Genomic DNA, 13333 nt, shown 5'->3' on the forward strand with positions numbered 1-13333 from the left:
TTTTTATTACATGTTATTTATCCATACAATAAAAAAGATAGCATGAAATTTTCCCATACTATCTTTCTAAAATACATAATTCGCATAACGCAAACATTTACTCTTCCGTAGGCTTTTTAGGACCATTAAGCTCCAATTGATAAAAAGCTAAATCTAACCACCTGTTAAACTTATAACCAGCCTTCTTAATTGTCCCCGCATGAACAAATCTATAGTTTTCATGTAAGGCAATGCTTTTCTCATTTTCTGCATCAATTCCAGCAATTAAGGTCATATATTCCCTTTCTTTTGCAACTGTGATCAATGCTTTCATTAAAGAAGTTCCTATCCCATTTTTTCTATATTCCTTATGAACATACACAGAATGCTCAATTGAATATTTATAGGCAGGCCAAGCTCTAAACGGGCCAAATGTCGCAAATCCTACTATTTTATTATCTAATTCACATACTAAAATCGGATAGCCGTTAGCCTTTTTTTGTTCATACCAATCTATTCTATTTTCAAGGGTTACAGGTTTATACGTATAGACGGCTGTTGTATTCAATATAGCATCATTATAAATATCTAACATGTATGTTACATCTTGTTTCCTTGCTTCCCTTATCATTGCTTTCTTCCTTTCATAAAGTATATCTTCTTTCCTTTCACTCCTACATACGAATACGAGCTTTTCGGAAACCATCAAATATATTTAATACCGCAGATAAAATATAAATGATAATACCTCCACCAATTAACCACTTTTTAAATTCCTCTGGAGAAGTAGTAAACACATTTGCCACATACGTAATAAATCCTTCGTTAAATAAATGCGGATTTACTACAATTACAATGAATACTATTGTTCCAGCTATTTGAAGTATAGCATTCCCAAGTGCCAACTTTTTCGTCCATTGTCCTTGTACTAACTTATAAAGAGATATACCTATTTCAAACACGATCATAATTAAAACGATTGGCCAATACTGAAGTAACACATCTTGATTAAAAGTTGGCGCGACAAACTTCAGTCCGCTTTCTGTACCATGATATAGACCTACAAGATGATTCGCATAAAAGTAAAGTGTGGCCCATATTGCAGTCCACATCAAACCTCCAAACACTTCAAACTTTGAGATCGCCTTTTTCTTCGGGATATACGAAATATTTTTCAAATCATCTGGCGTCCATTTTTTTAAACTTGTTGTTAATGGTTGTGGGTCCTTTTCTTTATCCGTTCTTTCTATAACAGCAAATACAAGTGTCAACCAGAAAAATACATGGAGGCCTACTTCGATAATTTCCCCAATTCCTTTACCTATCAAATTTAAAATAACATTTAATACCGCTTGCTCACCATTATATCCTACAAAATTTTCTGCAACCATTGCAATGAGTGCGATTACAGCTGCAATTGGTATAATCATTTTTAATAACGTCGTATATACATCAAAATAACGTGGTCCAATTAAATGCATCGGTCTATCCAAATATCCATTAGCCAATGAAACGGGACTTCCTAATTTTTCAAGAACTCTTTTTTCGTCGTTTTCACTATAATCATCAGGTAACATATCCTCGATTGTTGACCGTAATTCAAGAATAATATCTTCACGATTTTTTTCAGGTAATCTCTTCGCTACTTCTTCTACATAAATATCAATCAAATTCATTTTTGTCCTCCTCCTTTAATAGGTTATAAAGCTCTTTCGAATCCTTTATCCATTCTTTCTTCAGCTGCAAAAATATATCTAATCCGTATTCACTTAAAACGTAATACTTACGAGGTCTACTCTCCGTTTTATCCCAACTACTCGTTACTAGCTCCTGCTTTTCTAATCGGCGAAGTAGTGGATATAAAGTACTTTGATCGATTATAATCCCTGATTGTTCCAATAATTGGACAAGTGAATACCCATACTGCGGTGTTCTTAACTGGCTTAAAACCGCTAATGTTAATGTACCTCTTCTTAGTTCAGTAATTAACGAATTTAATAAAGCATCCATTCACTCACCTCATTTCCATTACTATATGTCATACAGTATGTGTTTTATACTATGTATCGTACAGTATTAATGTGATAAAAACAATACGTATTTACAAAAAATAGATAATAAAAAAACACAAACTATATAATTTGTGCTTTTCTTATTAGTTTAAACGGCTATTACAATCGTAATTTTGTACCTCTTGTAATATAAACTCTCCTTTTTCTTTAGTAAATGGGGTAACATCTACAATTGCCTCAATATTAATTACTCCATATACATGCGGATATTCTTGACCGTTAGAAGCGAGTTCATATTTTATTTCTGCTTTTATTAAGGATGGATCAATTGTCAGTAATAACACATCTTCTTCATGACTAAAATGTTTTTCAGCAACTTCTAAAGCCTGTTTTAAAAATGAGCAATGAATAAATCCCTCTTCTTTTAGTGAAGTTTCATTAATTTCTCCATTTATCTTTGCAATTTCCCAATTTCTTTTTGTTATTACCTTTGTAATCATAGTTATTTTCTCTCCATGTCTTTATATAGAAAAACAAGAGGTTCTTTTTTTGTTACTAGAAAAGCCTCTTGTTTTTCATATTTATTTAATTCCTTTAATTAAAGGCGATGCTTTCCCGCTATGAAAAATCCATAAATCATGAAGCGACCTTGTACATCCGACATATAGTAACTTCGCATCGTGTTTTGTATTTTTGTAATGCACTTCATCAACGTCGATGAGAAGTACCGCATCAAATTCTAGCCCTTTTGCCAAGTATACAGGTACTACTGAAATACCACCTTCATATTTACTTTGATCTGCTTCAATGACGTTTACAGCTAATCCTGCATTTGTTAATTTCTTATATATATCGCGACATTCATCGTCTGTTCTTCCTATTACCGCAATTGTTTTCACATCTTCATTTTGTAGATGTTTTAACGTCTTCATAATCTCATTAAATTGATCCTCTACATGGATTACTTTAACCTCTTCACCACTACGAAAAACTGGTGTTGCGAGTCCAACTGGAATCTCTGCATTTTTAATTATTTCGTTCGCAAATTCAATAATTTCTTTTGTAGAACGATAACTTCTTGTCAGTTCATAATAACCTGTTTCTTGGAATACTTCCTTAAAAGCATCCCAATCTTCAATCCCTTGATAATCATAAATTGCTTGAGATAAATCACCTAATATAGTAAAAGAATTACCTAGTGTAATTTCTTTTAATACATACACTTGGAATGGTGAAAAATCTTGCGCTTCATCAATAACGACGTGATGGAATTTCTGTCCGATTTCAATACCTGTTATACGGTGATGTATGTAAATTAAAGCTGGTAAATCTTCTACATACACTTCTTTTTTACGACAACTCTTTTCAGTTTCTTTCATAAGTTCTTCAGGCAATACTTCGAGTATTTCTTTACTTTTCAATATTGAACTATATAGTGAAAGTGGGCTCATTTTCGGCCAAAACTTCATATAGGTGTTCAATCTCTTTGTCGCTTCTTTTTTTAATAATTTCTTCTCGTTTGTTTCTCCATACTTTTTCAGTTCAATTTCAATCCAGCGCTTCATTCGGCCGACTAATCTTTCTCTTCTTTTCTTTAATGGATAGTGTTTATATTCAACTTGCATCCATTTTTTTATGTCTTCTACTGGAATAATAGCTTTGTCCCATGCCTCAAAATCACTTGTTGGTATTAATTCTTTTTCAAATTGAACCATTCTCTCTTCAATAAAGGACTTAAATTCCAGCGTGCCTTTCAATTTACCGAGCATAACCTTTTCTTCATCACGATTAATAGAAAATGCTTCTTTCAATTTTTTTTCTGTCTGCTTCAGTTTCACCGAATCATCTAACATGCGTAATGCCCAATCCGGAAATGTTGTTTGACTAATATTCCCTACACCTAATTCAGGAAGTACACTCGAAATATAGTCCAAAAACAGACTATTCGGAGCGAATACAATCATTCTCTCAGCTTCTAGCTGCTCACGATATTCATAAATTAAAAAAGCAAGGCGATGTAAAGCGATTGTTGTTTTTCCGCTCCCTGCAACCCCTTGAATTAATAATGGTAAGTTTCTTTCCGCACGAATAATATCGTTTTGCTCTGATTGTATCGTCGAAACAATATCCTTTAGTTTATTATCTTTATTCTCACCTAATCGATATAGAAGAAAATCATCGGCATGCGATACATCTTCATTTCCTTTCACGTATGTATCAACAACACGTTCTAGTTCTCTTCTTCGGATCGAGATGTTCCGCTTTAAATACACATCACCTTCTACTAATCCGTCTGGTGATTGATAAAACGCTAATTCATCACCGCCGGTAAATGAATAAAACATACTTGCGACAGGTGCCCGCCAATCAATTACAATTGGTTTCATTGTGTCTTTATGTGAAACACCTACTTTACCGATGTAAATCGGCATAACTTCTTCCTTGCCATCCTCTTGAAAGTCTAGTCTCCCAAAGTATGGCTCATGCACACCAATACGTAAGTTTTGTCTATTAGACTCCCTCATACTTTCTAGAATTTGTTCTTTAAAATCATCTCCATAATAAACCGGAATGTTTTCGAGCTGTTCTAATTGATCATCCATCGTACTTAATGTATCTTTCATCCTTTGTAACTCTTCTTCAAAAATGTTGTTCATTTGATGATTCCCTCCTGTCCGTTCTAATTTTTCAGTCGAAATACAATTGTATTAAAAATCCATTTATAAAGTCAATAGTTTTAGTAAGAATTTTCTAAAATAAAGAAGAGTAGAGATTAATCTCTACTCTTCTTTATTTTAATTCGGTACGCCAAACATTCATTTAAAGTTGCTAATTCTTTATATTTTCGTTTTTCAAAATCATATGCTCCTCCTGGGAAGACTCCTACAATACTTAAACCAGCTTCAGCACATAGATTGCTAATCTCATCTACCGTAAAACAACGTAAGGACTGTGTAACTATATCATTTGGATTATTAGGATGCCACCAATGATCTAACATTCTTTCATTTATACTATCATATTCATATTTTCGCATAGCTGCACTTAATGTCATTTCTTGTCCACTTACCTTTTTCCAATACAGTGGTTGATAAATATCAATAAGTGCACACCCATCATCCTTCATCCAATTTTTAATCCGTTTTAATAGAATCAATTGTTCATCATCTGTTCCTACACCAAATCCATCTAAATAACTAACAACATCAAACTTTTCTTCAAAATTTATTTTATAAAAATCAGCGCAATGAATATCAATTTCATTAGTAGAATGTTCTTTTGCAAACATAACTAACTCTGGTACGAGCTCAACAGTAGTCATCTTTACACGTAACTTAGACATCGCCCTTGCAAATCCGCCATTTCCTGCACCTAGTTCTAACATCGACTGAAACGGATTTCCAATTTGCTCTTTAACTTCTTTAGCAACTTGCTCTAACCAGCTTTCTGTATTGATATCGTAATTGGATAGTTCGAATTGTTTTTCGTAAAATTCTCTCACATCTAATTCGTTCATTATTATTTTCCTCCTGCAATAATTTTTTCTTTTATAGGTGAAATACTAAATTTCTGACACCCATGAAAAAACATTATTATTCCCTACATTTACAATTTATCAAAATAATAAGAATTTAGAAAGTGCCAATATAAAAAGCAGATAATGGATGATACCACTTTCTGCTCTATGACTGCTATTATTTTTCTTGTTGATACTCTACCCAATCACCAGAAATGATAACTTTCTTTAGCATCCCTATATCTTGAGCAACATACACAAATGCACGTATTTCTCTATCACCTAAATAAACCGTTTCGGTGATTCGTTCATATAAATCACTTTCTGCATTACCTGTATATTCTTCAAGTTCATCTAATTTTTGCAGAACAACCTCATTTACTTCATAAACTTCTCCGTATACTTTGCCCTCATTTGAACAAATCATTGCCGGATACCCCTCGTTTGTATCAAATAATTTACCATACGTCCATGCTCCGTCTGCGATGCATATTGCACCTTGCATAAAATGAGCATTCGTTTGCTCTTTTCTTAATGTGCCATACACGAAAACGTGATGCATATATCCCTATCCCCTTTATATATATCTACTTTCTAAATTGTAAATATGCACGAATCATAAAGTAACTCACTTCATTTGGAAGTTGTTCCTTAATTGATTTCAGACCACCCTCTGCATTTTGCACGGCAGTTTCAATCAGTGATTCATATTCTGCAGGAACAAAACTATTCCAGTCTATTTCCATTCCATCTTCAAAAGAGCGAATTAAATGATTTTCAATTGTTTGTCTTGATAAGCCACGTTCTTTCGCAATTTCATCTAGATCAATGCCTTGTTTATACATTTCATACGTTTCTAAATGAGAATTTGCTGAAGCTTTCCCTGACTTTTTCCGCTCTGTCACCACTTCTGTTTTAACTGTTTCAGCATAGTTTGGATTGTCCTTAATAAAGTGCTGAACTGCTTGTAAGAAATGAGAACCATACTTCACAAGTTTATGTTCGCCGATCCCTTTCACAGTTAAAAGTTCAGAGTCACTTTGCGGCATTTTTGCACACATATCTTTCAACGTTTGATCAGAGAAAATAACGAATGGAGGTACACCTTCTCCTTGCGCAATTTCTTTACGTACTTCGCGAAGCACTTCAAATAAAGGATGATCTTGAACAATTTGTCTTGTCTCTACTCGTTCTTTACGTAAAACATTCTCTTTACCCAATAATACTTCTTTCCCTTTTTCTGTTACTTTTAATGTTGGATACGTACCATGTTCAACTGCAATTAACTCATCTGAAATTAGAAACTCAATAAATTCACTAACTTCTTTTACGCTACGATTTGATAGTAACCCGTATGTTGGTAAAGTATGAAAATTGAATTCAATAACTTTCTTATTTTTCGAACCAGTTAAAACTTGTGCAATCATTTGTTTTCCAAATCGTTGGTTCGTTCTAATCATGCAAGATAGAACCATTTGTGATTCTCTCGTCACATCGATACTTTCGCGGTCGTCCGTACAATTACCGCAGCGACCACAATCTTCTTTCGGTTCTTCTCCAAAGTATTGCAAAATAAATGATTGTAAACATTGTTCTGAATGACAGTAATCAGTCATATTTTGCAGTTTTTCAAGTTCATTTGAAAATCGAGATTCACCTGTCGATTGATCAATTAAAAAGCGCTGTACTTGCACATCTTGAGAAGAATATAACAATATACATGCACTATCTAATCCATCACGGCCCGCACGTCCTGCTTCTTGGTAATAACTTTCCATGTTTTTTGGCAGTTGATAATGGATAACGTAACGAATATTCGATTTATCAATCCCCATCCCGAATGCAGATGTCGCTACCATTACACTCACTTCATCACGTAAAAAGAGTTCTTGCTGCTCATTTCGATCGTTATCACTCATACCAGCATGGTATTTTGATACCGAAACTCCCGCTTTCATTAAATCTTCATACAACTGATCAACTACTTTTCTAGTAGCTGCATAAATAATCCCAGATTCCTTTTGATTTTGACGAATATAATCCGCTAAATATGCATTACGATCTTGTCCTTTAATAACAGAAAATGATAAGTTCTCGCGCTCAAACGTTGTCATAATCGTATTTTCTTGATTAATTCCAAGCGTGTTGCAAATATCTTCACGAACTTGTGGTGTTGCCGTCGCAGTTAATGCTAATACGAGCGGCTTTTCTGGAAGATAATCTACTATGCGATGTATATGTAAATAACTCGGACGGAAATCATGTCCCCACTGTGAAATACAGTGCGCCTCATCAATTGCAATCATCGGGATTTTCATATCGATAAGTTGGTCAACAAACTCCATTGAATCAAGGCGCTCAGGCGCTACATAAAGTAACTTATAATGTCCTTGTTTCGCTAATTGAATGCGTTGATTCGCTTCTGTAATTGAAATAGAACTATTAATATAAGTAGCTGAAATACCGTTTTGTACTAATGTATCTACTTGGTCTTTCATAAGTGAAATCAAAGGTGAAATAACTAATGTCGTTCCTTCGAATACTAATGCGGGAATTTGATAACAAATTGACTTACCACCACCCGTAGGCATAATACAAACCGTATCTTTCCCATCTAATACATTTTTAATTGTTTCATCTTGTCCTCTTCGGAATGACGAATAACCGAAATAAGACGCTAAAAGTTCTTGTGCTTTTGTAAACAAAAAAGAGTCACCTGCTTTTCTATATCTTTCATCTATTCCTATTATATCATCACTTATGCGTCATGAAAGTGATGAATACATGACTAACAGCTTGCTTTTTCATTTTTTTATGCTTTTCTACGTTTTAAAGGTTGTTTAGCAACGGTGTTTTAATGGCTATTTATATTTATGAATTTTAAAATATAAATAAAGCACATATAAAATGAATTACAAAATAAATATACATTTTATTACTCTTCCTTGAATACTACTAATCTTATACATATGAATTCAGGAGGTTACTATATGAAGCAGCAGAATATTAGTTCCATCAAGCAGAAAACAGTACCGAACCAACTCCAATTCTCGAATCATGATGCGTGGAAATATGAATCGTATTATAAATACCAGCCATTATTTTCTTATAAAAAGCTTTTTCATTTTCTTTCTCAACTTTTTAAACGTTAATACGTGTGCGAAATATATCCATTCACAAAACTTTTCTCAATATAAACCTTATAGACTTAATACAATACAGTTGATATCATATGACATATTCTGTTGGATAAAACCCCTTAATTTGACCTGCTTATATAAGCAGGTCTTTTTTGATTATTATATATTTCATTACGCTTTTAGATGCTTGCAATTCTTTTCTCCATTTTATAACCATACTCCACTCACAACAAATGATGATAATAACAAGAAGTAAAATATAAGTTCTAAACGTTTATTGAAGTAATTCTTTTTTTCTCAATACACAAAACGAATTTCACTTGTTACTATAAAAGTACTCCAGATGAGTTTTTGCTCATCAACATTATCTAGTTAAAGGGATCTGCTGCGGGAAGCGGATCCCTTTGACTTTATTAAAGATCCACTTTCATTTGGACACATTTACCAGGGTTTTTTAATAGAATTTTATGATAACATTAATTAGTCGAGTCCGACATCTCGGCAATACCCTTTTGAGGCTCTGCAACTTCCCTTGCAGAGCCTTGTTTATTATCGTATTCATTTTATTTATATATACCACAATAAAATTCTTCATCTTTTTCCATATCAATTTCAGAAATTAATCTAGGACACGTAACTAAAAATAAATTCCCATCATACTTTGAGTTATACATGTTCAAAGGAGTGTTACCGTTTATGTATTCTTATTGGCAATCGTATTACTCCCCCTATCATAACCCTTATGTACACTTTGATACATCTGTACGTAATTACCGAATTAGTAAAAATGAAAACTTTTTAAAAGGTTATATGCGTTCTTTATGGGAACAACACGTCGCTTGGACGAGATTAGCTATTATAAGTATTGTCTTTAATTTACCAGACGTTAACGTTACAGTTGGGCGTCTTCTTCAAAATGCAACACATATGGGACTATCTCTTGAACCATTCTATGGTGAGGATGCTGTAAAAAAATATAGTTCACTAATTAAAGACCACTTAGTCATTGCAGCGGATCTAGTTAAAGCCGCAAAAGCTGGTGATCAAAATGCAGCTGCCGCTATAGAGAAAAAATGGTACGCTAATGGTGATGAAATTGTGGCGTTTCTTACTAGCATCAACCCATATATAGAAAAAGAAGAATTCAGAAAAATGTTTTATGAACATTTAGCACTTACGAAAGCAGAAGCGCTTGCCTTCCTAAATAAAGATTTTGAAGCAAGCGTAAAACTATATGATAAAATTGAAAAAGAAGCATTAGAAATGGCTGATATGATAACAAACGCAATCGTAAAGCAATTTCCTCAAGTGTTTCAATAATAATAAGCCGATTTGAAAACACAAATCGGCTTATTAAACTTTGTATCAATGAAATTTCACCTCTCCTCTTTACATTTAACGTATATCGATATATTTTATTAATATCCGTTTTTTATAGGAGGAAATCTTTTGATTAACGCCATTGGTCTCGTATTTATCCTCACAAATAAACACGAGAAAAAGAAGAAAGTTTATCTAAATGAAAAATTTGCATTAATAGACATTATTGATTCTAAGGAAGTAATTGATGATGACGGTAACTCACTAGTTGAACTAACATGTAAATACAGTATATATTTAGATGAAAAATATTACTGTAAATCTCTCGATGATTATACTGGGCAAGTATTTCCGTTCTTGAGCGCTAAAATAGGAAAAGGTCTTCTCAGAAATTTAAATTACTATTTCTCATACGTTGATGCCTATGATAAAAAACCACCTGTTAAAGAAATTAGACCACTTATGAAACAAGTAACGAACAGATAGCGAAAAATACTTAAAAAGAAAGCATCTAACTTCAGATGCTTTCTTTTTTGAATCTAGAATAGAACTCGTTAAGTTCTATCCTTCTTCTAAAAGTATGTATCTAGGCATACTTTTAATTAAAAACAATGGAGGATTTAACTGAATGAAATACTCAGAAACGATTGTTAGTAAACGGCTTCGAACACTTAAAATATTTAGTATGTTTATTATGCTAGTTTTAATCGGATGGCTTGGATATACAAAATTACTTTATGAGAATGGATTTCTTCAAGAAAAGAAAAATTCTGTAGAAGTAATGAATACTAGCATTACAGGTGAAATTGAACAAAGTTTCCATGTAAACTTACAAGGTTACCGTAAAATAGACGTTGATACTATTATAGATGCAAGTAAAACCGATCCGAGCGAACTATCATTAATCGAGCTAATTAATACATCTTGTTCGCGAGATTGCATAAGTGAACCATTGACATATGTGGACGAAAACAATGGATATATCTTTTATAAGGAATCTACCGGAACTAATGTAGCTATCAAGATTAAAAAACAAGACACGTGGGAAATTGTAAAAAAATCTGTTCAAGATGGAATATAACCATAAAAAATTAAAGAGTACTTAGCGTACTCTTTTTTATTATTAATACCCTTCATGTTTACAATGACATTTCGGTTTCTCTTTACAATTGCATTTTTCACAATCACACTTCGGTTTCTCCTTGCAGCAACACTCGTCACAATCGCATTTCGGTTTCTCTTTGCAACGACATTCGTGACAATCCCTGCATTTACATCCACATCTTCCGAACATTAAATCATCCCAAAATGAACGCCTGCAACTACAATGATTCCCCATAAATATTCCTCCTCCTAAATAGAATTCATCATATTCTAAGATTAAAAGTAGAAAGAGGTTTGTTTACTAGTCTATATTCTAGATTTATATGTATAGTTATAAATGTTATACTTTTCTATTAGTTGTACCTAATATATTTAAAGAGATTACTCAAAGAAAAAAGCCCAATATTTGGGCTTTAAATTAATATGTATTTTCTATCTTCTTGCTCACAATATATATAACTAAAAAGCTCATACAACAAGTTGGCTATAGTTCCTTTCCTTCCCCCACAGCCCCTTTCAACCTCTGTAACATATATCCAATTCCTTTACATCCTGCTAACGGATACGTAAGGTTTTCTTCTGGATATAATTGTGTCACTACTTTCTTATGCTTCTTGCCTGCAAGTAAAACAATTTCATCAAACTGAAGCAAGTCTTTTTCAATCATCTGTTGTTTTAATTGTTCCATGCTAATAATTTCATCACTCTTTGAATCGAAGGCAAGATCATAGTTTTCTAATACAATATCATTTGGTCTTAAAAATCCATGCTTCGCCGATAATATAACCCAATTCTCGAAAAACATAGTTGCATACGCCTGACATGCTTTTCCGAATGGACTAATATATACATCTTTTGCCTCCATCGGTCCGTAATCTGGATACTTATCCCAAATCTTCTTTTTTCCGCATGGAATTATGCATAACCTTTTCATCGTTATTTCTTACCTCACTTCTAACTTTTTAAATATAAAAATATAGAATTCCCTACTTCTTCATACTCAGCTTCTATATCTCCAATCCCTACTACGTTCCAACCATTATTTGTTTCTATTGGCTTTTCATTCATTATAATATGAACTTGTTTCATATTTTTAAAATCTTCTTCAAAAGATGCTAAAACAGGTTGATTTATCATATATGTTTTATTATGTATACTTACACTTAAAAAGGTTTTATGTAACGCTTTATTTTTGTTTAATTTTACATTCATTGGATTAAACGAATTTAATTTTATATTCCCTACAATATACAAATGATATCCTTTTTCCTTATAAAATTGTTTAAAATCCTTGTCTCTTTCATTTTGAACAAAATGAAGGATTTGCTGTGTTTCTTTACTTATTGCAATTTCATTATTAAAACTCAAATCCACATTTATATTTTGTTTTAAAAAAGCATATAACGATTTATCACTATTAAAGAAGTTCGTTCTCCATTCAGGATGGATTTCATCTAATAATAAACATAAAAGCATTCCTGAGCTATAGCAGCTCTTCCTAATGTTATAATTAGCTTCATATGCATCTAAAATAAATCCGATATATTTTCGTATTGTTTCGCTTTCATCCTTTTCGCATACTGCATTGTAAGCGTTCATTTCAACATACCAAGCAGGCCCCTCTATACTTTCAACCATACACTCATAAGTGATAAACTCTTCTTTTATAAAACGAGCTCTTTGTTCTCTTAATTCGATAAATTGCTTAATATAATTATTTTTCTCAGCTTGTGACTTACAGTGCACAGCATTATATAAACAAAATCGTTCTTTATTTCGCAATTCTATATTTTCTTCTGTTATAGGATATTGAAATCCTAAAGATTCATTTGGAAATCTACTTTCTTTATTCAAATATTGATAGCAATGAAAAAGTTCGTGCACCACAACTGCAAGTAAACTTTCATAATCTCTATACCTATTCATATTCACGATGGCAGTCGGATAATCTTTTAATAGGATAAATGTATCAGCCTTAAATTGTTCGTCCCGCTTTAAAACGGCATACTCACCATCATCTTTCAAAAATAATGGATGATGAAATACATACACATGCTCATCATTATATAATGCAAATGCAGCCCTATTAAAACCAGGCCATAGCGTATTCAATAATTCTATACTTACATCTTTCTTTATTCGATTTAATATATTGTTCATTATATGTAACACCCCTATATCATTCTACATACACCTATTCTATTCCACTTAATAACAACCCTTTTATTTACATAAATGTTAGAAAAACATATATCTTTTCT

Annotated in this window: 15 protein-coding genes; 4 read left to right on the forward strand and 11 right to left on the reverse strand. The window is 32.6% G+C overall.

Going from position 1 to position 13333, the window contains the following annotated elements; all coding sequences use genetic code 11:
• Positions 1-97: 97 nt before the first annotated feature.
• From FS802_RS10605 to recQ, 8 genes are all read right to left on the reverse strand, one after another.
• On the reverse strand, positions 98-610 hold the full coding sequence (locus FS802_RS10605; protein ID WP_098654269.1) for a GNAT family N-acetyltransferase: 513 nt from the start codon (positions 608-610) through the stop codon (positions 98-100).
• A gap of 43 nt (positions 611-653) precedes the next feature.
• Entirely contained in the window at positions 654-1655 is a 1002-nt protein-coding gene (locus tag FS802_RS10610; RefSeq protein WP_098654268.1) for an HAAS signaling domain-containing protein, read from the reverse strand.
• Entirely contained in the window at positions 1642-1989 is a 348-nt protein-coding gene (locus tag FS802_RS10615; RefSeq protein ID WP_000339351.1) for a PadR family transcriptional regulator, read from the reverse strand. Before FS802_RS10615 ends, FS802_RS10610 begins: the two co-directional genes overlap by 14 nt.
• A gap of 145 nt (positions 1990-2134) precedes the next feature.
• Complete coding sequence (locus FS802_RS10620; protein WP_000629059.1) at positions 2135-2491, reverse strand: DUF952 domain-containing protein; 357 nt, start codon at positions 2489-2491, stop codon at positions 2135-2137.
• Between the two features lie 81 nt (positions 2492-2572).
• Positions 2573-4648, reverse strand: a complete 2076-nt coding sequence (locus tag FS802_RS10625; protein ID WP_098654267.1) for a HelD family protein — start codon at positions 4646-4648, stop codon at positions 2573-2575.
• Between the two features lie 116 nt (positions 4649-4764).
• Positions 4765-5508 carry a class I SAM-dependent methyltransferase gene (locus FS802_RS10630; protein ID WP_098654266.1) on the reverse strand — a complete coding sequence of 248 codons (744 nt, stop codon included), beginning with the start codon at positions 5506-5508 and terminating at the stop codon, positions 4765-4767.
• Positions 5509-5686: 178 nt separating this feature from the next.
• Complete coding sequence (locus tag FS802_RS10635; RefSeq protein ID WP_098654265.1) at positions 5687-6070, reverse strand: gamma-glutamylcyclotransferase family protein; 384 nt, start codon at positions 6068-6070, stop codon at positions 5687-5689.
• Between the two features lie 25 nt (positions 6071-6095).
• Entirely contained in the window at positions 6096-8213 is a 2118-nt protein-coding gene (gene recQ / locus FS802_RS10640; RefSeq protein WP_098654264.1) for a DNA helicase RecQ, read from the reverse strand.
• A 285-nt stretch (positions 8214-8498) separates the two neighbouring features.
• On the opposite strand from recQ, the gene FS802_RS31035 reads away from it, so the two are divergent.
• From FS802_RS31035 to FS802_RS10655, 4 genes are all read left to right on the forward strand, one after another.
• Positions 8499-8660: a hypothetical protein gene (locus FS802_RS31035; protein ID WP_000813317.1), complete on the forward strand. Its 162-nt coding sequence runs from the start codon at positions 8499-8501 to the stop codon at positions 8658-8660.
• Between the two features lie 684 nt (positions 8661-9344).
• Entirely contained in the window at positions 9345-9968 is a 624-nt protein-coding gene (locus FS802_RS10645; RefSeq protein ID WP_141545960.1) for an acetylglutamate kinase, read from the forward strand.
• 129 nt (positions 9969-10097) lie between these two features.
• Positions 10098-10454, forward strand: a complete 357-nt coding sequence (locus tag FS802_RS10650) for a cytoplasmic protein (protein WP_076874545.1) — start codon at positions 10098-10100, stop codon at positions 10452-10454.
• Positions 10455-10596: 142 nt separating this feature from the next.
• Entirely contained in the window at positions 10597-11049 is a 453-nt protein-coding gene (locus FS802_RS10655; RefSeq protein ID WP_000877592.1) for an SET domain-containing protein, read from the forward strand.
• Here FS802_RS10655 and FS802_RS10660 read toward each other — a convergent pair.
• The 3 genes from FS802_RS10660 to FS802_RS10670 form a co-directional block, all read right to left on the reverse strand.
• The gene (locus FS802_RS10660; protein WP_033657660.1) at positions 11034-11249 is read right to left on the reverse strand and encodes a hypothetical protein; all 216 of its coding nucleotides are present in this window, start codon (positions 11247-11249) and stop codon (positions 11034-11036) included. The genes FS802_RS10655 and FS802_RS10660 overlap by 16 nt on opposite strands.
• Positions 11250-11556: 307 nt before the next feature.
• The gene (locus FS802_RS10665) at positions 11557-12006 is read right to left on the reverse strand and encodes a DUF6884 domain-containing protein (RefSeq protein ID WP_098654262.1); all 450 of its coding nucleotides are present in this window, start codon (positions 12004-12006) and stop codon (positions 11557-11559) included.
• Positions 12007-12026: 20 nt separating this feature from the next.
• Positions 12027-13232: a peptide ABC transporter permease gene (locus FS802_RS10670; protein ID WP_141545959.1), complete on the reverse strand. Its 1206-nt coding sequence runs from the start codon at positions 13230-13232 to the stop codon at positions 12027-12029.
• Positions 13233-13333: the final 101 nt, after the last annotated feature.

The organism is Bacillus sp. DE0042 (assembly GCF_007680225.1).
GTDB lineage: Bacteria > Bacillota > Bacilli > Bacillales > Bacillaceae_G > Bacillus_A > Bacillus_A wiedmannii.